At 40.4% G+C, this 26,392-nt stretch carries 32 protein-coding genes and 4 pseudogenes; 26 read left to right on the top strand and 10 right to left on the bottom strand.

The genetic code is table 11. From position 1 onward, the window contains the following. Positions 1 to 175: 175 nt before the first annotated feature. The gene (locus tag A8709_RS15280) at positions 176 to 1,117 is read right to left on the bottom strand and encodes an FTR1 family iron permease (protein WP_244163200.1); all 942 of its coding nucleotides are present in this window, start codon (positions 1,115 to 1,117) and stop codon (positions 176 to 178) included. A 420-nt stretch (positions 1,118 to 1,537) separates the two neighbouring features. Here A8709_RS15280 and A8709_RS35670 point away from each other — a divergent pair. The 5 genes and pseudogenes from A8709_RS35670 to A8709_RS15305 form a co-directional block, all read left to right on the top strand. Beyond that, positions 1,538 to 1,882 (top strand): annotated as a pseudogene (locus tag A8709_RS35670) (YheC/YheD family protein); the annotation flags it as partial. Between the two features lie 62 nt (positions 1,883 to 1,944). Next, positions 1,945 to 2,100 (top strand): YheC/YheD family protein, encoded by a 156-nt coding sequence (locus A8709_RS35675; protein WP_425262328.1) that lies wholly within the window; start codon positions 1,945 to 1,947, stop codon positions 2,098 to 2,100. 381 nt (positions 2,101 to 2,481) lie between these two features. Further along, positions 2,482 to 3,204, top strand: coding sequence for a COG4280 domain-containing protein (locus A8709_RS15295; RefSeq protein WP_141692544.1), 723 nt, complete (start codon positions 2,482 to 2,484; stop codon positions 3,202 to 3,204). Beyond that, positions 3,201 to 3,410, top strand: coding sequence for a hypothetical protein (locus A8709_RS15300; protein ID WP_065853223.1), 210 nt, complete (start codon positions 3,201 to 3,203; stop codon positions 3,408 to 3,410). The genes A8709_RS15295 and A8709_RS15300 overlap by 4 nt, the downstream gene beginning before the upstream one ends. 334 nt (positions 3,411 to 3,744) lie before the next feature. Next, a complete protein-coding gene (locus tag A8709_RS15305) occupies positions 3,745 to 4,329 on the top strand; it encodes an undecaprenyl-diphosphatase (protein WP_065853224.1) in 585 nt (194 codons plus the stop codon). 182 nt (positions 4,330 to 4,511) lie between these two features. On the opposite strand, the gene A8709_RS15310 is transcribed toward A8709_RS15305, so the two are convergent. Further along, positions 4,512 to 4,754, bottom strand: coding sequence for a hypothetical protein (locus tag A8709_RS15310; protein ID WP_065853225.1), 243 nt, complete (start codon positions 4,752 to 4,754; stop codon positions 4,512 to 4,514). 40 nt (positions 4,755 to 4,794) lie between these two features. Next, entirely contained in the window at positions 4,795 to 5,907 is a 1,113-nt protein-coding gene (locus A8709_RS15315) for a glycosyltransferase (RefSeq protein WP_065853226.1), read from the bottom strand. A gap of 603 nt (positions 5,908 to 6,510) precedes the next feature. Here A8709_RS15315 and A8709_RS15320 point away from each other — a divergent pair. The 9 genes from A8709_RS15320 to A8709_RS15355 all read left to right on the top strand — a co-directional run bounded on the left by A8709_RS15320 (position 6,511) and on the right by A8709_RS15355 (position 12,184). Next, on the top strand, positions 6,511 to 7,203 hold the full coding sequence (locus A8709_RS15320) for a response regulator transcription factor (protein WP_065853227.1): 693 nt from the start codon (positions 6,511 to 6,513) through the stop codon (positions 7,201 to 7,203). Then, the gene (locus A8709_RS15325; RefSeq protein ID WP_244163201.1) at positions 7,181 to 8,488 is read left to right on the top strand and encodes a sensor histidine kinase; all 1,308 of its coding nucleotides are present in this window, start codon (positions 7,181 to 7,183) and stop codon (positions 8,486 to 8,488) included. Before A8709_RS15320 ends, A8709_RS15325 begins: the two co-directional genes overlap by 23 nt. A 136-nt stretch (positions 8,489 to 8,624) precedes the next feature. After that, positions 8,625 to 9,047 carry an LPXTG cell wall anchor domain-containing protein gene (locus tag A8709_RS15330; RefSeq protein WP_065853228.1) on the top strand — a complete coding sequence of 141 codons (423 nt, stop codon included), beginning with the start codon at positions 8,625 to 8,627 and terminating at the stop codon, positions 9,045 to 9,047. 1 nt (position 9,048) lies between these two features. Then, positions 9,049 to 9,714 carry a PspA/IM30 family protein gene (locus A8709_RS15335; RefSeq protein WP_065853229.1) on the top strand — a complete coding sequence of 222 codons (666 nt, stop codon included), beginning with the start codon at positions 9,049 to 9,051 and terminating at the stop codon, positions 9,712 to 9,714. 68 nt (positions 9,715 to 9,782) lie between these two features. Beyond that, on the top strand, positions 9,783 to 9,920 hold the full coding sequence (locus A8709_RS35680; RefSeq protein ID WP_141692545.1) for an MGDG synthase family glycosyltransferase: 138 nt from the start codon (positions 9,783 to 9,785) through the stop codon (positions 9,918 to 9,920). 182 nt (positions 9,921 to 10,102) lie between these two features. Continuing rightward, complete coding sequence (locus tag A8709_RS15340; RefSeq protein WP_244163202.1) at positions 10,103 to 10,366, top strand: polysaccharide deacetylase family protein; 264 nt, start codon at positions 10,103 to 10,105, stop codon at positions 10,364 to 10,366. Between the two features lie 40 nt (positions 10,367 to 10,406). After that, positions 10,407 to 10,739 (top strand): phosphatase PAP2 family protein, encoded by a 333-nt coding sequence (locus tag A8709_RS15345; protein WP_065853230.1) that lies wholly within the window; start codon positions 10,407 to 10,409, stop codon positions 10,737 to 10,739. 208 nt (positions 10,740 to 10,947) lie between these two features. Next, the gene (locus A8709_RS15350) at positions 10,948 to 11,934 is read left to right on the top strand and encodes an alkaline phosphatase family protein (protein WP_065853231.1); all 987 of its coding nucleotides are present in this window, start codon (positions 10,948 to 10,950) and stop codon (positions 11,932 to 11,934) included. Between the two features lie 70 nt (positions 11,935 to 12,004). After that, positions 12,005 to 12,184 (top strand): hypothetical protein, encoded by a 180-nt coding sequence (locus tag A8709_RS15355; RefSeq protein ID WP_065853232.1) that lies wholly within the window; start codon positions 12,005 to 12,007, stop codon positions 12,182 to 12,184. 52 nt (positions 12,185 to 12,236) lie between these two features. On the opposite strand, the gene A8709_RS15360 is transcribed toward A8709_RS15355, so the two are convergent. Then, the gene (locus A8709_RS15360) at positions 12,237 to 12,746 is read right to left on the bottom strand and encodes a C40 family peptidase (RefSeq protein WP_065853380.1); all 510 of its coding nucleotides are present in this window, start codon (positions 12,744 to 12,746) and stop codon (positions 12,237 to 12,239) included. A gap of 456 nt (positions 12,747 to 13,202) precedes the next feature. Between A8709_RS15360 and A8709_RS34920 the strand changes: the two genes are divergently transcribed. Then, positions 13,203 to 13,394, top strand: coding sequence for a hypothetical protein (locus tag A8709_RS34920; RefSeq protein ID WP_208607689.1), 192 nt, complete (start codon positions 13,203 to 13,205; stop codon positions 13,392 to 13,394). Next, positions 13,333 to 14,148: a YheC/YheD family protein gene (locus A8709_RS15365; RefSeq protein ID WP_065853233.1), complete on the top strand. Its 816-nt coding sequence runs from the start codon at positions 13,333 to 13,335 to the stop codon at positions 14,146 to 14,148. Before A8709_RS34920 ends, A8709_RS15365 begins: the two co-directional genes overlap by 62 nt. Here the strand turns inward: A8709_RS15365 and A8709_RS15370 are convergent. Beyond that, on the bottom strand, positions 14,138 to 14,467 hold the full coding sequence (locus A8709_RS15370) for an ATP-binding protein (RefSeq protein ID WP_084224961.1): 330 nt from the start codon (positions 14,465 to 14,467) through the stop codon (positions 14,138 to 14,140). The genes A8709_RS15365 and A8709_RS15370 overlap by 11 nt on opposite strands. A gap of 283 nt (positions 14,468 to 14,750) precedes the next feature. Here A8709_RS15370 and A8709_RS34555 point away from each other — a divergent pair, with 283 nt between their 5' ends. After that, the gene (locus tag A8709_RS34555) at positions 14,751 to 14,894 is read left to right on the top strand and encodes a hypothetical protein (protein ID WP_167357081.1); all 144 of its coding nucleotides are present in this window, start codon (positions 14,751 to 14,753) and stop codon (positions 14,892 to 14,894) included. Between the two features lie 30 nt (positions 14,895 to 14,924). Beyond that, the gene (locus tag A8709_RS15375; RefSeq protein ID WP_065853235.1) at positions 14,925 to 15,356 is read left to right on the top strand and encodes a hypothetical protein; all 432 of its coding nucleotides are present in this window, start codon (positions 14,925 to 14,927) and stop codon (positions 15,354 to 15,356) included. Between the two features lie 134 nt (positions 15,357 to 15,490). On the opposite strand, the gene A8709_RS15380 is transcribed toward A8709_RS15375, so the two are convergent. After that, a complete protein-coding gene (locus A8709_RS15380) occupies positions 15,491 to 16,153 on the bottom strand; it encodes a phosphatase PAP2 family protein (RefSeq protein ID WP_065853236.1) in 663 nt (220 codons plus the stop codon). A 115-nt stretch (positions 16,154 to 16,268) separates the two neighbouring features. On the opposite strand from A8709_RS15380, the gene A8709_RS15385 reads away from it, so the two are divergent. From A8709_RS15385 to A8709_RS35595, 3 genes are read left to right on the top strand one after another with little or no spacing between them, the layout of a single operon-like run. Beyond that, the gene (locus A8709_RS15385) at positions 16,269 to 16,868 is read left to right on the top strand and encodes a COG4705 family protein (RefSeq protein ID WP_244163203.1); all 600 of its coding nucleotides are present in this window, start codon (positions 16,269 to 16,271) and stop codon (positions 16,866 to 16,868) included. Between the two features lie 12 nt (positions 16,869 to 16,880). Further along, positions 16,881 to 17,066 (top strand): hypothetical protein, encoded by a 186-nt coding sequence (locus A8709_RS35155; RefSeq protein WP_244163204.1) that lies wholly within the window; start codon positions 16,881 to 16,883, stop codon positions 17,064 to 17,066. Positions 17,067 to 17,119: 53 nt separating this feature from the next. After that, entirely contained in the window at positions 17,120 to 17,188 is a 69-nt protein-coding gene (locus A8709_RS35595) for a hypothetical protein (protein ID WP_341833427.1), read from the top strand. 223 nt (positions 17,189 to 17,411) lie between these two features. Here A8709_RS35595 and A8709_RS35685 read toward each other — a convergent pair. Next, positions 17,412 to 17,465, bottom strand: a pseudogene (locus tag A8709_RS35685) (hypothetical protein); the annotation flags it as partial. Between the two features lie 178 nt (positions 17,466 to 17,643). Further along, the gene (locus A8709_RS15395) at positions 17,644 to 17,874 is read right to left on the bottom strand and encodes a spore germination protein (protein WP_065853238.1); all 231 of its coding nucleotides are present in this window, start codon (positions 17,872 to 17,874) and stop codon (positions 17,644 to 17,646) included. A 751-nt stretch (positions 17,875 to 18,625) separates the two neighbouring features. On the opposite strand from A8709_RS15395, the pseudogene A8709_RS33700 reads away from it, so the two are divergent. Continuing rightward, positions 18,626 to 19,050, top strand: a pseudogene (locus tag A8709_RS33700) (transposase); the annotation flags it as partial. A gap of 89 nt (positions 19,051 to 19,139) precedes the next feature. Here the strand turns inward: A8709_RS33700 and A8709_RS15405 are convergent. After that, positions 19,140 to 19,898 carry a M14 family metallopeptidase gene (locus tag A8709_RS15405; RefSeq protein WP_065853240.1) on the bottom strand — a complete coding sequence of 253 codons (759 nt, stop codon included), beginning with the start codon at positions 19,896 to 19,898 and terminating at the stop codon, positions 19,140 to 19,142. A 318-nt stretch (positions 19,899 to 20,216) separates the two neighbouring features. Continuing rightward, a complete protein-coding gene (locus tag A8709_RS15410; protein ID WP_244163215.1) occupies positions 20,217 to 20,942 on the bottom strand; it encodes a YheC/YheD family protein in 726 nt (241 codons plus the stop codon). 291 nt (positions 20,943 to 21,233) lie between these two features. Here A8709_RS15410 and A8709_RS15415 point away from each other — a divergent pair, with 291 nt between their 5' ends. The 4 genes and pseudogenes from A8709_RS15415 to ltrA all read left to right on the top strand — a co-directional run bounded on the left by A8709_RS15415 (position 21,234) and on the right by ltrA (position 26,338). Next, positions 21,234 to 22,034 (top strand): C40 family peptidase, encoded by an 801-nt coding sequence (locus A8709_RS15415; RefSeq protein WP_244163205.1) that lies wholly within the window; start codon positions 21,234 to 21,236, stop codon positions 22,032 to 22,034. Positions 22,035 to 22,180: 146 nt separating this feature from the next. Continuing rightward, positions 22,181 to 22,948 carry a YheC/YheD family protein gene (locus A8709_RS15420; RefSeq protein WP_065853241.1) on the top strand — a complete coding sequence of 256 codons (768 nt, stop codon included), beginning with the start codon at positions 22,181 to 22,183 and terminating at the stop codon, positions 22,946 to 22,948. 764 nt (positions 22,949 to 23,712) lie between these two features. Next, a pseudogene (locus A8709_RS15425) lies at positions 23,713 to 24,549 on the top strand (reverse transcriptase domain-containing protein); the annotation flags it as partial. A 541-nt stretch (positions 24,550 to 25,090) separates the two neighbouring features. Further along, positions 25,091 to 26,338 carry a group II intron reverse transcriptase/maturase gene (gene ltrA / locus A8709_RS15430; protein ID WP_065853242.1) on the top strand — a complete coding sequence of 416 codons (1,248 nt, stop codon included), beginning with the start codon at positions 25,091 to 25,093 and terminating at the stop codon, positions 26,336 to 26,338. The last annotated feature ends 54 nt before the right edge of the window (positions 26,339 to 26,392 follow it).

Consider the following 26,392-nt stretch of genomic DNA (forward strand, 5'->3'; position numbering starts at 1 on the left):
AAAATTCCCAAGTGATGTGCTTGCTGGTTACATATAAGGGGGGAATTGGTTCAGTCTGAAAGTGATCCTATTAGAGATTTATCGAATGCTGCGAAGAAATGAAATTCATATTTTTTTGAAAAATAGAGAAAAAGCCGGTGCTTATGCACCGACTTTTAATGAACCTCATATGATCTTAATTCGTTAATTTTTCTGCCAATTTTGGCTTCCATACTCTTATGAATTGTAAGAAGACATAAGAACCAACGACAAAGACGAAAGCAAAGGCCTGTGCGCTTATGGTTTCAACTGTGGGGAAGAACGCAAACCATAATCCCATCCAGGAAGGAATAGTAAAGTCAAGATTAGTCGTTGAAATCCAACCGGCAAGCTGCATTTCTTGAGCGGTCTCGCCTGTCATAACTAAAAGTACTAGGATGAGTAATCCACCGGTTAAGATCAACATTTTCTTGTAAGGAAGTTTTTGATGTCCGACAAATGTCAGAATGGCAACAATTCCAGTAAAAAACAACCCGATCAATGCACCTAATAAAATAACTTGGCTGCCTACTTGCAATCGAATGTTCTGTAGGAATAGAACGACTTCAAATCCTTCCCGATACATCGAGGTTAAACCGATAATCACAAGACTCCAATAGGATGCCGCAACATTTGGAGTTGCTTCTTTGGATACATCTGTAATCTGACGACGTTTTTTATTATGTAAAGAAATCCACCCAGTCCAATAAATCTTATGGAAAAACCAGTTCATGATAACGAGAAGGACTATATTCGCTAAAAGCCCAGTCCCCGCTTGAACATTAAGTTCCGACGTTGTTGAACCAACTAAGGAAATAATACCTACTACAACAAACCAAGTGACAATGGTTGCTGCTAATGAGATGCCGGATCCGACAAAAATTGGCTTCCAAGAATCCTTTTTATTTCTGATAAGACCTGCCGTTATTGCGGATAGAACAAGAATGGCTTCTAAGCCTTCACGAAATACGAGAATTGCCGTATTTAGAATAGCTGTAGCTGGTGTTATATTACTTTCCGAAGGATCGGGTGCACCATTCGCCGTAATCCCTTGCCACACTAGGATGCCGATTACGATAAGGGCCATAATCCATAACATAATTTTTTTTGGGGTAAAATGCTTCATGTAAACCAATCCTCATTTCTCAACGTATTCAAATGATAATAAATATCATTATCACTTGATCAGTATAAGTAAAAACTGATATTTCTGCAACAAGAATTAATTAATCCCTATTAATCTATGGAACTAGCCCTCGCATCTATGAATCTTAAGAATAATATATATTATCTCTTTTGAAAGGAGTTGATATATATGACAATTTTGGTCAACCAGTTTTATGGAATTGTTTACAGAAATACCAATGGAACTACAACTGTTTTTAATGCACGCGTTGTGGCAAGAGGGTTAACTAGAATAAGAATCAAATTCATGAACGCAAGAGGAATCATCGTTTTTAGATTTCTTTTCATTCGCCAAATTCTTAGACTTGTCTTAATCTAATAAAACTTAGAAATGATGATACAGAATGAACCCGGAAGATGGACGTTAATAGCGACATCTTCTTTTTTGTGTTTTTCAGGGTTCAATATCCTTCCTTCATACACAGGCTTATATATCATTCAGAGAGCGATTGATATAGCAAAAATCAATGCGAGACCTTTTGATGATATCAGAATCATGATGATGCGAAACGATCAGAATCAGTGGCAGTACGCAGGAATGTTAGCCAAAGTTGCTAGACGATCTAGTGTGATTACGAACGTAACTAGGGGAGGGGGATATGCAACTCCCATTGAGCATGCGTTAGACACATCACTTCGTTTATCCCACAATCAGAACAGAAACAAAGAATTATTCATGAATCAATTCGTTAAAGTCATCGTATCTGTATACGATTTAATCGCAACAAATATTCTGCTCAAATTGGTATTGATTTTGGGATCGATCAACATCACAAATTATGGATCATTGAAATCAATTTTTACTATCCATCGCATGAACTGTTTATCAAACTCAAAGATAAAACGATGTATCGAAAAATTAAAAGCTTAAGAAATACGTATATGAAAGATCTCTGAGCTGGAAGGATTAGAAGAAAGTGAGTCTCCTCCACGGCGAAAAGCTCCGATCCCATGTTTAAGTTGGATTGGAGTATTTTAGTTTACTTACGTTTATACGTAAGAACCGACCGTTTGCTCTCGCGATACGATGAGCGTCTGCGTTTCTTTTGTATAGATGAAATTGAATCATTCACAGTAGATTCTAATGTAGATTCTAATGATACGCATGTACAATTCATTTATCATTCAATTTAAAAAGGATAATTAGGGTGATTTTGATCAAATCACATTATTCTTTACATCTATACATAACTTTATAAAAGGTATCTGTCAGTTTCAAAGGAGTGACTGAGCATAGAAGCATTGTATGCCATATTCATTGGTTTTATTGGAACTGCCGTGGAATTTGTTGAAGCTTTAACGGTCATTTTAGCAGTCGGGCTGGTCCGTGGATGGAAATATGCCATATTGGGAGCGGTCACTGCTTTCATTATTCTCATTTTGTTAGTATGCCTAATTGGTGCTCCTTTAGCTCTCATAATCCAAATTAACTGGGTTCAAACCATTGTTGGATTATGCTCACTTCTATTTGGGATTCGATGGCTGCGTAAAGCTATCCTACCATATGGCGGGTTAATAGCACTTCATGATGAGGAAGAAGCATTCAAAGAGGAATTTAATCGTATGCACAAGGTTGGCTTCGTCAAACAAGGTTTTGACCGATTTGCATTTATGACGACCTTCGGAATTACAATGCATGAGGGTCTAGAAACTATTATAATTGTTATCACTTTCGGTCTTAGCCTGCATAAGATGAATTATACTGTATTAGGCGCCGCACTTGCTCTGATTTTCGTTATTTCAGCTGGCTTTATTTTGCGTAAACCACTATCCAAGGTCCCTGAAAACACGATGAAATACGTGGTTGGTGTGATGTTAACCAGTTTTGGAGCCTTCTGGACAGGCGAGGGATTCGGGGTCATTTGGCCAAATGAGGATGCATCCATTTTATATATTGCTTTAACGATAGTGGTATTTTCATATGTTATGGTAAAACGTATTAAGAACAAATTACAGAGTGTAGGACTAAAGAAAACGAATAGAGGGGGAGTGGAGATATGAAAGAAGTATTGAATATTATTTTGGGCATATTTATAGATGATGCCCGGTTAGCCTTAACTTTAGTTATTTCTGTAGCACTCTCTGCCCTAGTTTCTACACTGGGATATCCTATCGTCGGTATGTTTTGTTTGTGGGTAGGTCTACTGTTAGCGCTTTTTATTTCCATTGAACATCAACTTCACGTAAAGATGCATTCAAAGAAATAATAATTAATGAAGCCCATCTATGAATACATTTTAATTCATTGTAGTAGTTAGTTACTGTGTTGGCACAGAGATTAGATAAAATACTGTAACCATCATTCATATCTGAATGGTGGTGTGCCTATGCTTCATACGGATTATTAAACTCCTTGACTTGGTTATTGTAGCTGCAACAAATGAGAAGAGAATGAGAAACGATTACTGAACGAACGCTATCCGATCTGATGTTTATGGTAAAATAAAGCACCAAAATTCATACACAATTTCTTCATCAGTTTTTAATCTTGGTTTAGTAAGCTTGAAACCAGGTTTAAAAAAACGACTGAAGGAGTAACTTATGAATTTAGCTCAATTAGATTACCAATGGTTTCAAACCATTAATAGCTTTGCGGACAGATTTTCCGCTTTGAATCCAATCGTTGCTTTCTTTGCAAATAACTTGGATTACGTTTTTTACTTAGGTGTTATTGTTTATTGGTTTATTCGAACGCCAGATAATCGCAAAATGGTCGTGAATACACTCCTTTCAGGAGGCGTAGCACTGGGAGTCAATAACATTATTGGTGTGATTTATCATCGGGATCGTCCGTTCGTAGCTCATCATGTCATCCAATTAGTTCAGCACGATGCATCAGCTTCTTTTCCCAGTAATCATGCAGCAGCAGCTTTTGCCGTAGCGACCTCAATTTGGCTTTGGCGCCGAAAAGAAGGAAGCGTTTGGTTCGTTCTTGCCATACTAATCGGATTTTCCCGGATTTGGTCTGGGATTCACTATCCATTAGATATTATTGGAGGCGCGATTTCTGGAACTGTTATCGGGATCGCCGTTAAAAAGATTATGAGTCAGCAAGTGCTGAAAAAGGTTTCCGATTCCGTAATCTGTTTTTATGAATCCATTGAACATAAGGTATGGAAACCATAGCTACTTACACAAGTCAGGACAGAGAATGCTCAGTCTTGGCTTTAAGGTAAAAATTAGATCCTAGGCCACGAATTGTGGCAAGTTCACATCGATGATTGGCGTGTTAAATTTTCCTGAAAAAACTCCAATCCACATCTAACAGGATTGGAGTTTCATAATTTGTAGCCTTTTGTCATAATCAGCTACCAGTTTATAGTGAAACGAGTGATCTCTTCTAGTACAAGTTCATCACCTAACAAGACTTCCTTCAACTCAAGATTTGTAACAGCCTTGATTCGATGTTTAATGCCTACTTGATAGGAACCCAACATTGGTGACTGAGACAATTGGCCAAGTATTTCTTTGATTTGATTAGTTTTATCTTTATGAGCGATCAAAATTCCGTCAGAACATGCAGCAACAATTATATTGGGAATGTTATTCAATTGTCTGCATATTTCAAAATTTGAACATCACCCTTCAAAATTATTTCTTAGATCGCATTACTTTTTCAACCGCATGCTTCATTAATTTTCCCGCGTGATCCCAAGATAATTTAAACATATCTCTCCTGCCTTGGAGTCCTTTTGCTTTGCAAAGAACGGGATTCTCATAAGCTTTCCTCATGATCTTCTTCAAGCTGTGCAGATCCGGTTCCGCCCATAGTTGTCCCTTTTCCGCAAAAAGATGGCTGAACCTTCTTGAGATGGCATGCCGACTGTTCATGCTAACAGATGGGCTCCTCAACTTAAAAGGAATTAAGAACGAGTTATTGGGCGTAAGGAAATCCATTTGTCCGCCCCAACCTGTTGCGATGACCGGCACACCGCTCGCCAACGCTTCTAGAAAAGGTAGTCCGACACCCTCGCCACGAGTGGGGAGAACGAAGGCATTACCGAGTGTATACAAACCCTTCAGCTGGCTTTCACTGAGTCGTCTGCCGATAATGACAACAGGGGCTGTATCTTTGCGGATACCCAGCCTTTTTTTATATATCGATATCTGATGCTTGATCCATTGCTCATTCTCATAGGCTGTATTTCCGTTCGTTTTGATTACTAGAATGACGTTATCTTTTGATGAAAACTCTTCCCAGTATGCTCTAAGCAAGCCTTCTGGATTTTTACGATGCTGGAAGCCAAAGACAGACACGAATGTAAATTTTCCCGCCGCACGGGGCAAAGTCATCTTCTTATTGTTCGGATGAAACTCCATGGTGTTAACACCATGAGGAACATTAAAAATCGGTATTTTTACACCGCTATTCTTTAGTGCCCTTTTATTATGTTGTGAAGGTACACAAACCGCATCAAATTTGTTCATATGGGGACGCCATCTCTGGGGGATCCTGCTTGTTTCCCAAACAGTATTCAAAATAATTCGATCAAAAAGATTTCGTTCTTTTTTCCATTGAATATGACTAGGAATATGATGATAAATAAGTGCTTTTCGTCTTTTTACCGATATGCCATGGCTTAAAGTACCAACTCCAACAGTAACGCCCTGGCGCTTTAGTGAACGTACATACGATCTGCTTGCACGACCAAGACCGCTACGTTTGTGTACGGGTCCTTTCCAGACAACATAATAGGGCTTCATATAGACATCACGTCATACATAACATGGGGAAGTATAACTAGGACCTTTTCAACTGCTGGGATTAACACATCAATTCGGGTTGTCATTCGCTCATCTCCATATAATCAAAATATATTTATTATGATATGTGGAGAGAAAGAAATGGATTGGAGTATTTAGTATTAATTTGTACTCATAATTTAAGTGGTTGGAGAAGGGGAATTGATAGAATACTGCGCTACTCAAGACTTTTGTATGGATGCTCAGTTCTACTGTTAATCTCCGAATGGCACGAATTATCTTTAGCATCGCAAGTGATTTTACATAGAACCTTATCAGAGTGGTCATAATACTATTCGACGGTGAAAACAGCGAGGTGTAGTGTCGCAGAGCATTTAATGATAAAACACCAGGGAAGTTGTTTTTGAATCCATATTAAAGCGAGGCGATGTGCCGTGAGCTCATTAATGTAGTCTTGTACTGCAATTAGTGTGATGAGGTAGATACCGAGCAATGTAAGGATCAAGGCAAAAGTACCATCAATCTATTCGCCGTCGAAAAGGACTCCGAAAGGAGTTCTTTTCTGTTTTTTATTATCATTATTCTAGTGGGACGGTGAGTTCAGTGAATATTCTACTTGCAGAAGATGATCTAAAGCTTGGAAAGCTGGTGAAATATGTCCTTGAAAAAAAAGGTGGGTACCAAGTAGATTGGGTAGAAAATGGTGAAGATGCTTTGGTTTATGCAGAAGGATCCATGTATGATGTTCTAATTGTTGATTGGATGATGCCTAGATTGGACGGCATTGCTGTTTGCAAGAAACTGAGGTCTGGAAACTATGGCAGAGCTATTCTGTTGTTAACTGCAAAGGATGCACTTCAAGACAAGATTGTCGGTTTGGATGCCGGAGCGGACGATTACATAACGAAACCTTTTGAGATGGATGAATTACTCGCGCGTCTTCGTTCCTTAAAACGGCGCAATTTTGCTCCTATTCAATCGGATGTTGTGGCATTCAGAACATTTTCATTAAACCGGAGTTCCCATCAATTATTTCAGAATAATGAAGAGATTATCCTTAGTCAGAGGGAGTATCAGCTGCTGGATCTATTTCTTCAAAATATTGGCTATGTTTTAACACGGGAACTTATTTTAGATCGTATATGGGGTGTTGGTAGTGACGTATCCTATAAAAATGTGGATATCACAGTAAAGATGCTGCGCGATAAACTGGAAACGGAGCATGAACAGCCGATGATCCACAGTATCAGGGGGGTGGGGTATCGATTTAAAAATGAAATTTCTGAAAAAGGCTGATGTATTTGTACAAACTGAGCGAAAGTTAACCTTTACCTATACCTGGCTAATTATTCTATTCTTGGTGTTGTTCTCGATCATAGTTTCTGTCTTCTTTGGTGGTATGGCATATCGAGAGAATCGTCAATTGATTCGAACTACGATGTATGCGACGGAAAATGGCAGCCCATTGATTCCCGATCTAGTCAGTTCAGATCATGAGGATTTATACTTTTACTATCTGGTGAATGGCAGCGGAAATGTAGTTGGAGGCAGTGAAGTTTTTCCGCTGAATAATAGCATTAATCTAGAGATGATTGAAGAGTGGCATCCCAATAAGGAGGAGTTTCGCTTAAAATGGCTTTCTGTTCCTCACAGTCATCATGAGGGTAAAACGTTAATAGATAGAGATAGGCTGCTATTTGTTGGGGCACGTCCAGCGATTCTGCAAGATGGCAAGAAAGGTACGATTTACGTTGCTAAAGATGTGACTTTTTATTTGGATGTATTTCAAAATCTTCTAATTGTGTTTCTGTGTATTCTTGTAATCTTTTTTATCGCAGCCGTATGGTTAAGTTTGACTATGTCCAAGAAAGCCATGATCCCCATTCAGCGGTCATATCGGCAGCAACAGCAATTTCTTGCGGATGCCTCACACGAACTTCGAACTCCGTTAAGTATTATGAACACCTCACTGGATGTCATAGAGCTTGAAAACGGGAAAGATTTCACTTCGTATACGAAAGAAGTCATCGTAGATATGAAAGAAGAAGTAGGACGGATGAGCCGCATGGTTCATCATTTGCTGTTATTAGCGCGTTCTGATTCTGGATCTGTCGAATTTGAGATTGTTGCTTTTGACTTAGTCCCGAGGATGCGCCAGTGGGTACAAGCCTTTGAAGCTATTGCTAACCAGAAGGAAATTGTTTTGAACGCACATTTGCCGAGAGAATTGTCCATTAAAGGTGATATTGAGCGCATGAAGCAACTGGTGTATATACTTTTGGATAATGCGATCAAATACACACCTAAGCATGGAAACGTTAATGTAATCGTCGATCAACAATCTAAACAATGGAGCTTAGCGATCCAAGATACGGGGGTTGGTATTCCTATAGAGGACAGGAGGCGGATATTTGACCGGTTCTATCGAGTAGAGAAGCATCGCTCTCGGGATGAAGGTAGCGCGGGTCTGGGATTATCAATAGCAAAGTGGATTGTGGAAGCTCATCACGGCTCAATTGAAGTTGAGAGTGTTGTCAATCAGGGAAGTACCTTTACGGTGAAGTTCACATACCTTGAATAAGCGGTGCCCTTACTCTTTATATCAAAGAGGAGGGTACTTTTTTTCATTTACCGTACTTTTACTTTTCAAAGTTATAGTTACTTATGTGAAGAACATGAACAAGATTAACTGCCCAACGAAAGGATGGATGTAGAGAATGAAACCACGTAAGACTTGGATAAAAAAAGTGTTTCTAATCGCTGTGATTGCCGGAGTAATCGGAACCGGTGTAGGTGTGGCAGCAAAGATGGACAGGCCCGACTTTAAAGAAGCCTTCAACCATGATATACAAATTGCCCAGCAATATAATCCGAAAGGTAACGATAAGGCGTTGGCAGGTAAAGGCGAACATCAAGTGAAAGGCAGCCGTGAAGGTGACCACGGGCATCATGATGGTATGGAAGCCGGCATGGCGATTGGAGGAACCGTTCTAGCAATTGGGCTGTTGTTCTGGATTATTAGAAGAAGAAAAAGAAATGGCGGCATGCTTAAAACCAATAGTACGCATGCCATGATCAATACATCAGATTTCTTGGATCAATGGGAAAACAAACAAATCAATTCAAAGGAGACAAACTAATATGGGTATCTTAAGAAGAGTAAAAGAGTTGTTTTTAGCGGAGACGAATGGACTTTTAGATAAATGTGAACAGCCTCTCAATATGGTGAATCAATATATGCGGGAATTCGATTTAGAACTTACGAAAGGACAGAAAGCACTGGCGAATCAGTTGTTCATTGAAAGAAGACAAGCCGCGCTAATCGCTGAGACCGAAACGCAGATTGAAAAAAGAGACCGCCAATCTAGGCTTGCTGTGAAACAAGGCGAAGAGCATATTGCAAAGCTAGCCATTCAGGAGAAACTGTTGCAAGAGAAAAAACTGGCCACGTACCAATCACAATATACAACTATCCAAGAGCAGACGAAGGTGCTCGAGGAAAGAATCGCTCAATTGCTTGTTCAATCGGAAGAATTCAACCATCGTCGTTTATTGTTAGCGTCACGAGCAAATGTGGCTAGCTCCTTGAAGGAGATGTCTCAAAGCGTCGTTTCCTTCCAAACGGAGAATATATCGAAAGGCTTCGCACGCGTAGAAGAGAAGGTCATGTTGATTGAAGCAGAATTGGAAGCCATGCAGCGGTTTCAATCACCTGTCAAACGATCCGCACCGCAATATTTGGATCCAGGCCTCAAAGACAATATTGAAAAAGCTTTGGAAGAAATAAAGCTGAAAAAAGAAGATTAATAAATAAGACAAGCCAGGACAGAGAATACTCAGACCTGGCTTGTCTTATTTATCATATCATTTACTGAATTAATTACTATGTTGCAAGTAATGATTTGAAGTCTAGAATGATCTTGGAAGGAATCAATGATGAGGTTATCGATGTAACGGGAATACCTATCCGAGATGTATTTGAGAAAAATAATTATCGGGAGGGGAATAAATAAATAAAATGATACTTATTATAGTTGGTGCATATAGTCAACTTAGTATTACAACTTATAGTAAAGAACTTCTTACATCATAGACAAGCAGCAGAACGAATCGTAAAAGACGTTCTTAGTACGATATATTCTCTAGAAAGAATGTGATAGGCTTGCATACATGGTTATGGAGCATCTTCATAGTATTGCTTCTATATACAATTTTACCCACTCTTACTGTTCGTCTATTTGGATTGTGGGTGTATAAAAAGAAAGTGACTAGGCAAGGCATAGCTTTAATCTTCGATGATGGTCCTGATCCAGAGTTTACACCGCAATTGTTGGACCTTCTATCCAAATATCAGATCAAGGCTACATTCTTTGTACTTGGGTCTAAAGCGGAGAAGTATCCAGATATCATTCTACGAATTCATCATGAAGGCCATTTGATTGGCATTCAGCTTGCTTGAATTGATGTGTTTTTCATTTGTTATTGTAGGGGGAGAAGTGTTGGATGAGGGGTTACGCATGTTATTTCATCATGGTGGACAAGCTGCCGGAAATCACGAATTTCCCTATACATTTCCAAGTAAGCAAACCCTGATTTCATTGACCGTATGCGGCTTTGCTGCTTATTTATTAGTTAGACATAAAGGGAATTTAAGTCTTCGCATTACAGCAACGTTGTTAGTTATTACGTTATTTCTGTTGGTCGGGATCAGCCGCGTCTATTTCTATGTACAATTTCCTAGTGATGTTCTTGCTGGGTACATATTTGGAAGGTGTTTGGCTCAGCTTAAACGTGACTCTGCTAGAGATTCTTCGTATGCTGAACAGAAATGAAATTCGAGAAGGAGTTAAGCCCTAATTTTGAAAAAAAGTAAAACCAATGCCATGACTAACATGGATTGGAGTTTTTTAGGTATTTTTGTGCCTAGTCTTTAGGATTCTCATTTTTTTTTCATTTCCATCACGTAATGTTAATAACAGATAATGAGGATGCGCTTATTCCTCAGAAGGTTTAGGAAGAAAGAGAGGAGTAGAACATCACATGAAAGCATCCTTGGGTATGTTATATTTTCTAGTGTTTGTGATGACAGCGTGCTCCAATACGGATCAAAGTCATCCATCGACAACAGAATTATCTCCGAGCCCTAGTACTATTCATTCACCAACGCTTCCACCAGTTCGTACATCTCCAACACTAAGTCCCAGCCCAAGTCCCAGCCCAGTGTCAACGAGTTCAGCTCAACCAAAGGTTTCTCAACCAATTTTTGAAGGGACAAGACCTGACCATGTCGTCATCGTTATTGAAGAAAATCATTCTTATGAGACATTAATCGGAAATCGTTCGGCTCCCTATATCAATGCATTGGCCAAGCAAGGAGCATTTTTTACGCATTCCTATGCTGTTGCACATCCGAGTCAGCCAAATTATTTTGTGCTCTTCTCTGGATCAAATCAAGGAGTTACTGATGACTCATGCGGACATGTGTTCAAAACAGCAAATTTGGCAAGCGAACTGGTACAAGCAGGCTATTCATTTGCCGGTTATTCGGAAGATTTACCTGGGATCGGTTCAACATCTTGTACCAATCACCAATATGGTCGAAAACACAGCCCTTGGGTGAGTTTCTCCAATGTAGCGAAGGAGAGTAACCTACCTTTTACTCAATTTCCACCAGATTTTAGCAAACTGCCTACGGTATCTTTTGTCATACCTAATTTAGATAATGATATGCATGATGGGACCATTCTTTCTGCTGATGAATGGCTGAAAACCCAAATCGGTCCCTATGTGAATTGGGCTCAAAGTCATAATAGCTTGCTCATACTCACATGGGACGAAGATGATACCTCGAAAGACAACCATATACCAACGATTTTTGTAGGATCGATGGTCAAGCCCGTTCGTTATGATCAGCATATTACCCATTTGAATGTTTTACGAACGATAGAAGATTTATATCATCTGCCTTATTTGGGGGCGACAAAGGATGCATCAGCTATTCAAGGTATCTGGAAAGCTCAGAGTTAAAAGAGATTTAAGAAATGTAACGCCTATGACAGTGCATATTCGCAAAATGAACAGGAAAGGATGTGTTAAAATGAGAGAACCATTGGATGAAATGGATGTTTTTCTGCGTACGATACACGAGCTAGAAGAGAAAGTAGTAAGGCTTATTCAGGGTTCGAATTTAACTGAAACGGAAAAGGCCTTCATCCTAGAGCATATTCTTATCATTCCCGGAAAGTGTAAAGATCATGAAGCGAAGAATGTACGATGATACAATACAAAGAGACCTCCCTCACGTATGAAGTGAAGGAGGTTTTTCTACTTTATTTAATGACGCGGCGAGCCGTCTTATAATGCGTGCTCCACCAACCGGAATTCATATCCGAGAAGGTTACACCAGGGCTGCCATACGTATGCATGACTTTGCCATTCCCAATATAAATACCAACATGATGAATAGGTGAATAGAAGAAGACTAGATCTCCTGGTTTTAGTTGATTCCTAGGTACGTAACTACCTACTTGTGATTGCTCTTTAGAAGAACGCGGCAGCGAAATGCCATACTGGCCATAGACATATTGCGTAAAGGAAGAACAGTCAAATGTGCGTGTATTTCCTTTCTGAGAACCGAACTTATAGGAAACACCGAGATATTTTTTACCCAAGCTGATGATGCCATCGGCTTTGGTAGATACGGAAGTTGATGTTGCTGACATCGTGTTCGTTGTAGCAGCGTGAGCCGCATGTGGAGCGGCCATCACACTAATAGAAGCAAATAAGGAAACACTAAGTGTAATTCCTAATAGCGACTTTTTCAGGCGATTCGTTTTCATAGGATTCATGATTGGATATCCTCCTTAAGGATCGTGTATTAGGCTTTCACTTGGCCTGGGATAACCTTAACACACTTAGAACCTCCTAAGGATTACTAACTAGCTCTGGAATAAAGAGCTCACAAGGACATAGCGCGATTTATTAGAAAACGATGAGAATTTAGTGAGCAAAAAAATATTGACATCATAAATAAGGGACGTAAAAGCTAGTTCATGCATCCCCTTTATGATAACATTCTAATCTAACCTCTTAGGATGCTACCGTGATGGCTCGGATACTATGGCAATATACTGTACCATAGTTCCTATCTGAATGGTGGTGTGCTTATGCTTGATACGGTCGGTATCTTGGTGGATCGGCAAACATTTAAAGGAATTCCAAGCAGATGAACAGGGAATGAACGGCTTGCTCTTTAAAACAAAGCGGCAAAGGAGCTTGGCTTAAGACTCTTTTACATGTCGCTAGATCATTTAGGGAGTAGATCAGCATCTGGGTTTATTTATCGTAAAAAGACATACAAGCTGGAACGCCGTCCTATTCCCGAAGTAAGACATAACCGCGTCATTACTTTTTCGTCCAAGGAGAATGGGAAACTCAAGCAAGTATCGCAAGCTAGCTATTTATATCAATCGACAGAATCGATATGATAAGTATAGGATCTATAAACTGATCTATCAGAATCCAACGCTACGAGCTTATTTTCCTGTATCAATGCCATTTACACCAGAGGAACTACAATCGGCAATGAAGAATTATTCTTCTTTATATATCAAGCCTACGAATAGCAGTGTGGGCGAAGGGATTATGAAACTTAAGAAGCATAAGAGCGGGAAATGGCTGTTTTACTGGAAGAAAGGGTCACCCAAATTGCTATCGAGAAAAAAAGCAGTAACTACGATCACGAGGTATGTGGGTAAATTGAGATATATGATTCAAGAAGCCATTCCTGTAGCAACATACAAGGGAAGACCTTATGATATACGCGTAACGCTACAACGCGGCAGCACGGGGAGTTGGCAAGTCATTGGAATGATTGGCAGGATAGCAGCGACAGGAAGACATGTAACGAATGTGGCCAAAGGTGGAAAAGTAAAAAAGGTCGAGGAGTTGTTCCTTGCGAGCGGATTTGAACACGAACAGATGGCTTCTGCTATCCGCGAAGCTTCCATGCAGATTATGTCTTATTTGAGCGGGAAATTGCCTCAATTGGCAGACGTCGGTCTAGATATCGGAGTAGATCGACAAGGCGCTATTCAATTAATAGAAATCAACGGACGAGATCAGCGCTATTCTTTTAAAAAGGCAAAGTTGAGATCAACATTTTATCGGACCTATGAAACACCAAAGAAATATGCGAAGTATATATTGAATCAAAAAGCATCAAAACCCTCTAACTTTTAATGGTTAGAGGGTTTTTCATGGGGAGGGAAATGATAACTTCCGTTCCGCAATTCCATTCACTATTCAATTGGATGGTTCCACCATGCAGGGTGACAATCGATTTGGCTATGGCTAGGCCTAAGCCAGATCCGCCTGTTTGCCGGCTCCTAGAGCGGTCAACGCGATAGAACCTGTCGAAAATGAAAGGCAAAAATTCGGAAGGATTACCGATGCCATCATCAACAATTCGGATACATACATGTGATTCCTGATGTTCGAGGTAAATGTCTATACGGTGGTTCGCATATTTTAAAGCATTATCCAAGATAATTAAAATCACCTATTTGACCTGTATGTAAACGATCCACTGCTAAGAATAGATTTGAAGCAGAAGGGGATAGCAGCATATTTTTATTTGAAAGTGGCTGTAGAAGGTGAATGGTCTCCTTAAAGAGTGAGATCAGATCAAAATTACTAATGGAGAGAGCCTCGACTCATGTTCTAATTCAGCTAATTCAAGCAGTTGGTATGTAACATGCTTCATTCGGTTACTACGTTGGAAGATAAATTCTTGAAAATGACAGGCGGTGAGTCCAATGGTTAATCTGCTCTTAAATGAAAATATGAAGATATACCAACGATTGCGAACGTGGTTATTGATTATTGGTCTGGTTGTCACGATGGTTTGCTTTTTGATTGCCCAACAATACAGTGTGAAGCCTACGCAGGTGGCAGATGCGAATTGGCAGATCAATATGCAGCAATAGATTCAAAATGATACTCTGCAATTAAATAATATGAACAGAGGACCTGAATGGAAAGCACATGTTACTTCGCGTATCAATGTGAATCAGTATCATATTGATCATAATATCCCGCCTACAGAGGAAACGCTTTTTGGGAAATATGCTGAATGCTATATATCGGCATTTACTTTTTCGATATTGTTATTCATTCTCTTGTTCGCTACGGCCTTCTTAGTATCAGAACTCCTGCATGGATTTAAGGACATAAGTGCTCCGTATGTTTACGCATCGAGTGATACGATTGCTCATGAAACAAGTATCGTGAAACATGCTATTAGTGCCTATTTATATCAAGGTATTCAAATGGTGTTGGTTGTCACTTTGGCCTTTAAGATATCTACGATTTCACGCAGCAGTTCGAACGCTATCGCGCTTTCGATTGGTATCATGTTTGCTTTGGGACAAGCATCGTTGGATTCTTGAGCCAAATATAACTGGGCCAAATATTACTTATTTGAAAATACGGATTTAACACAATATTTGAATGGTGCTCCCTATATTGTAGCAATGTCATTAGCTTTAAGCTGACATTCAAAGCCAGCAGATCATAATCATTTTCAGCGTTCAATTGAACGAACTCTTTTAGCGCGATTTTCCATATACCATTGAAAGATCCAAACACTGAAAGTGAACCAGAATCCGCTAGCAAAATAAGCGCCAACAACGTCACTCGGATAATGGACACCGAGATAGATCCGACTAATACCAATCATGAGTATCATTAGGATACTGATCAAAATGACCGTCGTTCGACCGCGTTTTGTAGGGACATGTCGCCATAGTAGAAAGGCAAGTGCGGCATACAGCGCAAAAGCCTCCATGGAATGGCCGCTGGGAAAGCTGTACCCTGTTTCTTGAATTATTCTGTGAAGCGAAGGGCGCTCCCTTTGAAAAATCATTTTCAAGATAAAATTCAAAATGGCGGTGCCCGCCACAAGGACCAGAAATAGAACTAATTCTAGTCGGTGGTGGAGGAATTTAAAGAAGAGGAATAAACAGCCTATTGCAATGACAATCACAACGGGCGTTGAACCGATGAAAGTAAAAGCTTTCATTAGCGAAGTCAGCCATGGTCTTTCCATTCCTTGAATCGAAGCGATCACGCTGCTGTCAAAATGTGCAATCGGCTGTCCTTTTAACAGGGAAGCAACCACTAAAAAGCAAAGAACAGAAATGACGCTTAGAACAAGGAAAATAGTTACTTTTAATTTTGAATGCATGGTGAAGTTAGCTCCAATTCTCTGTAAAAGCATGATAAGGATAGTATTGCAATTTAAGTCGTTACTATGTCGCCACGTAAAAATTCGCAACTTCAAGGGTAAGGAGAAATCAAGAATGAGTAATTCTAGATCACCTATATTTAATCACATTAAACAATTAGCTGCCAAGGTACCCGAAATTACGCTCTATTTTTGGATCACCAAACTGCTGACAACTGGCATGGGAGAAGTCGCTTCTGACTACTTATTTGAACACCTGAATCGGCTGATTTCAGCACTGCTAAGTGTTCTTATCTTCGTAGCAGCCATGATCTTGCAGTTCAAAGTGCGTAAATATGTTCCTGGTGTCTACTGGCTAGTCGTCATCATGGTTAGTATTTTTGGCACAATGGCCGCGGACGTTGTTCGTGTAGGTTTGGGAATTCCCTATATCGTATCGACCCTTTTCTTTGTAGCGGCACTAGCTGCTATTCTCATCACTTGGTTTTACAAGGAAAAAACGTTATCCGTGCACAGTATTTTTACACGTCGCCGCGAGATTTTCTATTGGCTTACGGTTCTAACGATATTTGCACTTGGTACTTCTGCAGGGGATATGACCGCGACAAGCATGCACTTAGGTTTCTTCACTTCCGGCTTGCTGTTTACCGGGATGCTTGTCATTCCAGCTGTAGGGTACTTTATGTTTGGTATGAAAGAAATTTTTGCCTTTTAGTTCGCTTATATCTTGACGCGACCAGTAGGTGCCTCGTTTGCTGATTGGTTATCTGCATCTCAAAGTAACGGTGAAATGGGGTTTGGCAGCGGTGCGGTTAGTCTTGTATTAACTATTTTTATTGTTATCCTTGTTGTATTCCGTGGAGGTTCTCCCGCACAGTCGCAAGATACAAATGGAGATATCAAAGTTGCCTAAAGTAAATCTAATGACCTGCCATTAGTGTCAAAGCGGAGAAATATCCAGAACTCATCAGAAGGATGCACGAAGAAGGACATTTGATTGGCATTCATAATTGGAGGCTTGCTGAACGTAGCTAGTTGAATCCCCCTGTGGTAGGGCATCTTGGAGATTTGTACTACGCCAATAATAGCCGGATCCTACCTCGAGCACCAGTATACCTACAACTACGACTACTTGCCAGATGACGGCAAATCCTTTCGTTTCATAGGCGGCTTTTGTTGATGAGGGTGCGACTAGATTTCGCTTCGTGATGGAAAGGAAAATGATGATCAGTAAGATGGCTAAAAGGAAAATGACACTAGTTATCGTTGCACTTAATCCTAACCCGCCGAACTCTTGCGTTTGTGAAAACAAATCCCCAACCGAAGCTCCTAAAGGACGTATTATGATATAGGCAAACTACTTTCGGTACATGCTCGAAGGTGGAAATGTGGATATGTCATAAAGTAGCCGTTGGGGTTGTTTTGGAACGCTCAAATCCCTAACACTATTATGTCAGGGTACAAATAACTTTTTCACATGAGAGTACACATTATATATTCATATTTGGTGTATCCACAATATCTGGGTCAATTGTATTCGTGCTGCCATTAAGAACATTCTGGACACTTCCAAAGCTGTCACCGGGACAAAATGAGATGGCTCCTGCGAAGGTTTTGGAATTGCTTGATAGATTAATATTGAAGGTATTTCCGATCTGTACATTAGAACCAGAACTAACACTAATGACCTTGATACCACCATTTACAACAATTGAAGGCATTTTCTAGACACTCCCTCCCAACCATCATATATTGTATGAGTACTCCTGCCCATTTGACACCATTTAAACGAATGCGGAGACCAGGGTTTTCCCTGACATACAAGAAGAGTAGAAACGTCTGAAATGATTAGTAAGGAGTTCCTACACCGTTGTCGGAACGGAGGTGACCAATATGACGATTTGCGATGCAAACAAAATAGTAAAAGAGGAGCTTTTGCGAAGCTTGACATTAAGATGGGTGAGTCGGCACATATGGACGGTGCCTATTCTTCGGAAATAATTACCAATATGATCATACCTCTCAGTAGACCTGTACTTTTTGTTGTCGGATTATTTGCATTTCGAAAAAACTGGAACTCCTTGCTATGGCCGCTAGTAGCGACAAACAGAATCAGTAGAAGAACAATTACTGCTGGGTTAACTGTGGCGCAAAGAACGTTTGAAAATGAATTTACACTAGTAAACACGATCACGGTGATGTCTGCTATAATACTTTTGATTATTTTTATTTTCGTTCAAAAGTATTTTACGGAAGGTTTATCCATATCCTCCGCGCTAAAGGAATAAAGCCGCGCGGTTTGTTCGAAATGAAGGACTGCTTCCCGGTATACTATTGGGGAGCTGTTTGCACTTTCTAAGCCCATGAAACTACTCAAAAAATAGGCAAAGGGGAATAGAACATAACAAGCTTTAATGACTTGGAGAGCAGCTGGCGAATTGAGAAAATCGAGAGTGTACATAGAAGGGGGAAAAGAAAGAGGATGAGTTTTAATTCAATAAAGACGCCGGCATGTTCGTGTGCAGAGTCGGCCTGATAGAAAAGCGCGGCAAGGGAAGAAAGACGTAGGGACAAACCAAACCGATATCTACTATTTTGATGTAAAGAAATGCAAGCGATGTCCGTTCCAAGAAGGATGCTACAAGGCTGGAGCAAAAGCAAAACTTATTCGGTAAGCATAAAATCCGAAGAGTATACTGAACAAATGGTATTTCAAGAATGTGGGCACTTCAAGGAGAAGTCTAAAGAGCGATACAAGATTGAGGCGAAGAACAGCAAGTGAAACACAGGCACGGGTATGATGTATCCACATCCTCGGTCTATTAGGGATGGAGATGGAAGGGGCGAAGGCAATATTCGCAGTTAATCTAAAACGGAAATTGAAACTAAGTGAATAAGAATACCTGAACAAACAGGACGTATAAATGCAAATAAGACGACAACTACCCAAAAAGATGGAGTAGAAGTCGTCTTTTCATATACAGCATCAACCAAAGAAAGAGCGGTAACCTTCCCTATAGAGTTGCCGCTCATCATTCTGTTGAGGGAACCTAGCAATATCTTCTTTTAGCACGCCTGCTTCATTTAGAATATTCCGAAGGATTTTCATTTGATAATTTACTCGATCAGAAAGGGGTAAATTCCAACTCGTTTCGACGGTGATAGCTCTTGAATTTAATAAACGATATGCGGCATTACGACCCGAACCAGAAGGTAAATTCCGCAAGCGAACCGTAAAATGTCTTGATTTTTGTTTTATCGTGAGATTCATGAGACGCACAATTCGTCTTACAAAAGGTATTACTTTGCTTTTAGGATTGGCAATTAATGTTTGTCCTAACACCTTTGGGGTGATTTTTGATAAACCGTTTGCTTCATGTAGATCAATATACCAGGTTGGCTGGAATTCCTTTGCCAATTTACATAAGGCAGCCGAAAGAGGATGACTTGCCACATGATTGTGTTTACGTGGGAAAGTCCGATTCAAATCGGGAATACCCCTAATCCGCTCTTTATAGGCGTTTTGATTAACAATTGGAATGATAATCAAACTCCCTTTGTTAATGTGGAGAAGATCCTTCTGTATCAAACCCAAAAATTTTTTAGCTGCGAGAATGCTTGCTCTTTCATCACCATGAATACCTGCTGTTACAATTACTTTATTCCCTGCTGAGGAACCTTTGATAATGTAGTAAGGTGTTTCGAACTTCGTGTCTTTCGCTAAAAGACTCTCAGTTATGTGCATTTTGCAAAAGTCACCTCCAAGATCATTTAAAGTACGCACCTACTTAAGTTATTGAAATAGACACAAGCACAAACAACATCAAAAACGCATACTTATGCTCAATGTTTAAATTTCGTTGAGGAGAAATGGATTTAATGGGAGGGTTTGCAACCAAGCAGAATGTAATTAAATCGTTAATAAAAGTTCTGGAACTTAGTCGAAACGTTCCTGAAACAAGGATATAAAGCGAGTGGATGATGAAGAGGATTCTGGATAGATAAGTGGAAAATCTTTATCATATATACCATCCGTATAGGTTCAGTTCATCGAATTGATCGTTCAAAATCTTGAATACCTTAAAATCTTTCTATACATTGTTTTGTCTTTAAGCGAATTAAAAATACTCATATCTGGCCCAGTATTAATCTCTAGAATCCATGGCTTCATATTTGAATCAATAGCAATATCAACTCCGAAAGCTTTTTTTCTTCTATAACTTTCTCCGAGAACAATACTCGCTTCTCTCCCTAAAGCTTTAATCTTCTTTATAAAGTTTGTCCTATCGGCTCCTCTGAGATGTGATTTGAGTAATGTGTCTATTTTTAATGGTGTGCCTCCACTGTGGAAATTAGTTACTATCTTGCTCGGTTTAGCCAACCGCCCAATTATACCTGTCGTTTGGAGTTGTCCATTTCTGTTCTTTTGCACCATAACCCGTATATCAAATGAGCGACCGTCATGTTTTAACAGATCAATACCTTGTTGAACAACATATTTGTTTTTATATAAGAACTTGTGAAGAGAACTGTATAAAGCATCAAAGGTTTTATAATTTCTTGAGGTAGTTCCACCTCTTAAAACAAACCCATTTTCGGTTTTAGTTATTTTATATATTCCACGACCTCCGGTGCCTTCATCTGGTTTTAAGTAAAGAGAGTCATACTTACTTATCATATTAAAGATGTTAGATTTTGTTGCTGCTTCTGTATCAGGTAATACCGTGTTTATATTGCTATATTTTTGCATGAAAATATGTTTGCCTAATTTCCCCATTTTGTATTTCACTTTCTTCAATATATCTACCTCCTACATATTCATTTAGAGGTATTATATGCGAACAGATTTACATGGGGCACGGTCTTTAGATGGCTTTAGATAAGTGCGATGCTCGAAACGGTGAGCGTTGTTTCTGCCGGAAACGGCACCCAATCATTTCAATTGTCTTAATCTAAGAAAACGTTGACATGACTATACGAACGAAATGAACCCGGGAAGATGGACGATACTAACGACCATCTTCTTTTTATTTGTTTTTCCAGGGTTCAAATCCCTTCCTCTAAGAATATAAAGAAGTAATTGAAAAAAGACTTTTTTGAAAATACGCGTAAAAGTTTTAAAAACAAAATAATTATCCTTCTAAACGGAATTCGCTACCTAGCCTTGGACGATGTATTGGAAATTCTAGAGTATGATTTAAAAGGAGGCAATGCCAGATTCCTGTTTGCTACAGATGGTTCTGAATTCATATTTATTCCACGACAGGGAGGGATTTCCAGAAGTGAGGGAGTTAACTTCCGGATGGATCCCCTCCTTACTGACCAGGGAAAACGATACGTGAGTTTTAGGTCAATCAATAGGCTCTTTAATGTAGATATCACTTCAAATTTGGCAACCCGGAAAGCTTTCATACGTCAACCCGGATTATTCTTTATTACCTTCAAAGGAGATACCTTAAAAAGTTTATCTGAGCTATTAAACACGACAATAGCGAGATTGCTTGCGATTAACAAAAATCTAAAAGAACCTATTGTAGCAGGAATTCATGTGAGAATCCCTACTATTCAACCAAACTCATCCAGTGCTAAAAGGGGGCTTCAGAAAGCCATTAGGATCAAAGAAACGGAAAAGGCACCTGACATAATAGCTCTCGGAATGAGATTGAGAGGGACGCCATACCGGTTTGGAGCAGGACCCTATCCAAGATCAAGAAGATTTGATTGTTCATCGTATCTCCAATACATTTTCGGGAGAAATGGCATCAGCTTGCCCAGAACGACTAGATCTCAAGCAACTTTGGGCAAAAGGATCGCTCAAAAGGATGTTGAAGCCGGTGATGTCATCTTTTTCCGTAGACCGCGTATTCGGATAATAGGATAGGTCATTGTGCGGTTGATATCGGAAATGGCAGGATGCTCAATACGTATAAATCACCTCCCGGCGTGACAATTACGAGATGGAGAAGCCCTTATTGGTTAAGTAGGTACATTACAGCTCGATAGATACTTTAACAGGGAGAGGATGGCATGCCTGGTAAGTTGGGTTTGCACTTATTTTATTCAAAGGATCCCCATATCCGAGCTTATTTGCCGTCGACAACGGTATTAAATCGGGATTCATTTTATAGCTTAATGAGACGGTACCAATCGGTTTACATTAAACCGAATATGTCTCACATGGGCAAAGGTATCATGAAAGCATGGTCTACGGAAAAGGAGTATCGATTTGTTAAAGTGAAGGGGGATGTCAAGTCCTTTCGGAATTTAAAGTCCACGTATAACGCGATACAAAAACAGACTTCCAAAGACCTATATATCGTTCAGAGAGCGATTCATTTAGCCAAAATCCAAACGAGGCCTTTTGATATCAGAGTCATGATGATCCGAAACTCACAGAATGAGTGGCAGTATACAGGAATGTTAGCCAAAGTTGCTGGATCGTCTAGTGTTATTACAAACGTAAATAGGGGAGGTGGATATGCAATTCCGATTGAGAATGCATTAGACACTTCACTACGTTTAACCCATGAGCAGCAACATAGAACGATTAAAGACCTAATCGATTTAAGTCATCGCATTTGTCATCGATTTAATCGCTACAAATATTCTTCTCAAATTGGCATTGATTTTGGTATCGATCAACATCATAAAATATGGATCATTGAAGTCAATTTTGACTATCCATCCCATGATCTGTTTAACAAACTCAAAGATAAAACGATGTATCGAAAAATTAAAAGCATAAGAAATACGTATTTGAAAGCACTCCAAGCTGGAAAGATTAGAAGGAAATGAGCCTCTTCCAAACTAAAAAACTCCAATTCCATGCTTACTTGGATTGGAGTTTTTAGTTTACTTACGTTTCAGCCGTAAGAACCGACCATTTTCTATCGCGTAACGTGAAGGAGAGTCCTTATGATTTACGCGTAACTGTTCAACGCGGCATCACGGGGAGCTGGCAGATCATAGGCATGATTGGAAGCCATGTATCCTGAAATTATCCCGCCAATACTCCTGCGCGCGTCATGTTTAACAGAGCATGAGGTGTGAAGTACAGGTAGATTCGACAGAACGAAGGCTGAAGCCATTTTGAAAGAAAAAAAAGGTATGCCGACGGATATGTCGCGCGGCTGAAAAACTGAATATGGTGAGAATGTTCTAATTGAAGCGAACTGACGAACTTCCGAATGTACAGGTCTAAAGTTAGAGCATGCGGAAACGAATGTACCATCAGACGATGGGGTGAGTGGTGTAAAGTAAAATTTTCTTCTATGAAATACGTTATGCCGAACAATGGCGGCATCAAACTCACAGGCTTAGAGGAAGCACCTAAGTTCAGAGCGGAAAGCTAGGTTGCAAGGGACTTGGAAAACAAGGGACGTTGCAGGAAGGGCTGTTACCCGAAACGGTTGCAATAAGGAACTTGCCGAAATGAATTTATCCTTGTGAGGGCAGGGGCACGACTGATGAAATCTCTGTAAACGATCATTTTCCACACGTGAATTGCACCGATCAGGTAAGAATGTGGGGACATCGCTTCGTTAAGGAGGGGGGCCACAGTGCAAGCTTTACAAAATTGGGAGTATTACGGCATGACGGAATCTTTTACGGACTTGTACGCAAGATCGGCAAACAAAGAAAGTTTTTCACACCTCTACGAGATCGTCACATCTAGAGATAATATTTTGCTAAGCTTTCCGCACAATGAAGTCCAATAAAGGATCGAAAACACCAGGAACAGGTGGACTAACCATTAAAGACATCGAACAACGATCCGAACAAGTACTAGTGAGTGAAATCCAAAGCAGACTGGAAAACTACCGCCCCAAGAAAGTCAGACGGAAGCTTATCCAAAAAGATAATGGTAAAATGAGATTGCTTGGCATCCCTTGCATCCTCGACCGCATTATTCAACAATTCTTCAAGCAAGTCCTTGAGCCCATAGCCGAAGCCCAATTTTACAACCACAGCTATGGTTTCAGCCCCTTCGATCGACACACCATGCCATGGCAAGAGTTCAATTTCTCATCAATCAGGCATCGATGCATTATGTTGTAGACATCGACATCTTGGGATTTTTCGACAATGTCAACCATACGCTACTTTTGAAGCAACTTTGGAACATGGGCATTCGAGATAGAAAGGTTTTAGACTGCATCTCTAAAATGCTAAAAGCTGAAATCGAGGGGGAAGGAATACCTTCAAAAGGTGTACCACAAGGCGGTTTACTGTCAACACTGCTCTCGAATATTGTATTAAATTACTTAGATCACTTGGTTGCAGGTCAATGGGAACTCTTTCAGCTGAAAAAACCTTTCAAATCAAGAACTGGCGAAAGGGCTGCGAAAATACGCTCAAGTCTGAAAAAAGGCTATCAGGTGCGTTACGCCGATGACTGTGCGCCACGAATGCATGGCGCGTAAGAAAGCCAAAGCAATGCTGAACAAAAGATGAAGGCGGGCCCTTCGGAGTCGCTGTGCAGGCGGAGGCTTCAAATTACCTTAAGCTGCTGCGGTCAAAAGCCGTTGGTGGTGAGCGTTAAGGAAAAGGCAGAGCAAGACTCTGTCAGGTGAGTGTTACGGAGACGAACATAAGTCAATTGCTATTAAAGTGTCGAAAGCGTAGGGATGTCATCAAAACCAGGAGGGAGTCGTTGGCCTGGGATGAGTCTGGAGGAAACCTGTTTACTGTCTAGATGGTGACTGGCATAAAGGCAACGTGAACGTAACATAGGCTTTTGTTCGGAACGTGGGAACCTACGACTCCGATGCGAATGGAAAAATCCAAGCGGAAATCCCGCAAGGATGAAAATACAGATGCGGGGTATAGGGACGGAACAGCCTGTAGTAGCGATGAACCCACTGAAAAGGTGGCGGAGCCAAGGGGCTATGTTATCCAGTTTTGAAAATACGTCAACCACGTAAGTGGGAGGAACAAATGGACAAAACAAAGTCGTATGAAATTTCAAAGCACACCGTATGGGAAGCTTATGAGCGAGTCAAAGCGAATAAGGGAGCAGCCGGAGTCGATGAAGAGTCTATTCAAAAGTTTGAGGTAAACCACAAAGCTAACCTCTTTAAAATCTGGAACAGAATGTCCTCGGGAAGTTACTTTCCCCCACCAGTTAAGGCGGTAGAGATACCGAAAAAGAACGGCGGGGTGAGGATATTGGGGATTCCAACCGTCTCAGATCGTATCGCGCAAATGACAGTTAAACTGATCTTTGAGCCGATGGTGGAATCTATATTTCACCACGACTCTTATGGATACAGACCGGGAAAATCCGCGATAGATGCGGTTCGAGTAACAAGAACCAGATGTTGGAGAAATGACTGGGTGTTGGAATTTGACATTAAAGGTCTTTTCGACAACATCGACCATGGGTTGCTTATGAAGGCAGTAAAGAAACATACGGACTGTGTGTGGATCATTCTCTACATCGAAAGATGGCTTAGAGCTCCGTTCCAAATGAAGAATGGAGACATCGTAGAACGAAACTCGGGCACGCCGCAAGGCGGGGTCATCAGTCCAGTACTTGCGAATCTGTTTATGCACTATACATTCGATAAATGGATGGGAATACAACATCCCCATAATTCGTGGGCAAGATACGCGGATGATGCAGTGATCCACTGTCGTACGAAAGAGGAAGCTGAACGACTCCTTGAGCAACTCAGAAATAGGTTCAACGCTTGTAAACTCGAACTGCATCCGGATAAAACACGAATTGTGTATTGCAAAGATGATGACCGAAAAGGGGAGCATTCCGAAATTAAGTTCGACTTTCTGGGGTACACCTTTCGGCCAAGGCGATCGAAGAATCGGTTCGGAAAATACTTCATCAACTTCACGCCAGCAGTGAGCAACAAGGCGTGCAAAGTGATGAGACAGACGATTAGAGGATGGCGGATGCATTTAAAGTCGGACGTGGCCATAGATGACCTGTCGCGGATGTTCAATGCCTCAATTAGAGGTTGGATCAATTACTACGGACACTTCTACAAGTCGCAACTATATCCCGTTTTATGTCATATGAACGATGCACTCATCCATTGGGCAAGAAGGAAGTACAAGAAATTGGAGAGGCACAAGACACGGGCAATAAATTGGATGGGACGACTTGCAAAGAATCTTCCTAAACTGTTTGCACACTGGCAGATGGGAATACTGCCTGCGATTGGATAATGGGAGCCGGATGAGCCGAGAGGTTCACGTCCGGTTCTGAGAGGGCCTGAGGGT

This window comes from Paenibacillus pectinilyticus (assembly GCF_001700435.1).
GTDB lineage: Bacteria > Bacillota > Bacilli > Paenibacillales > NBRC-103111 > Paenibacillus_E > Paenibacillus_E pectinilyticus.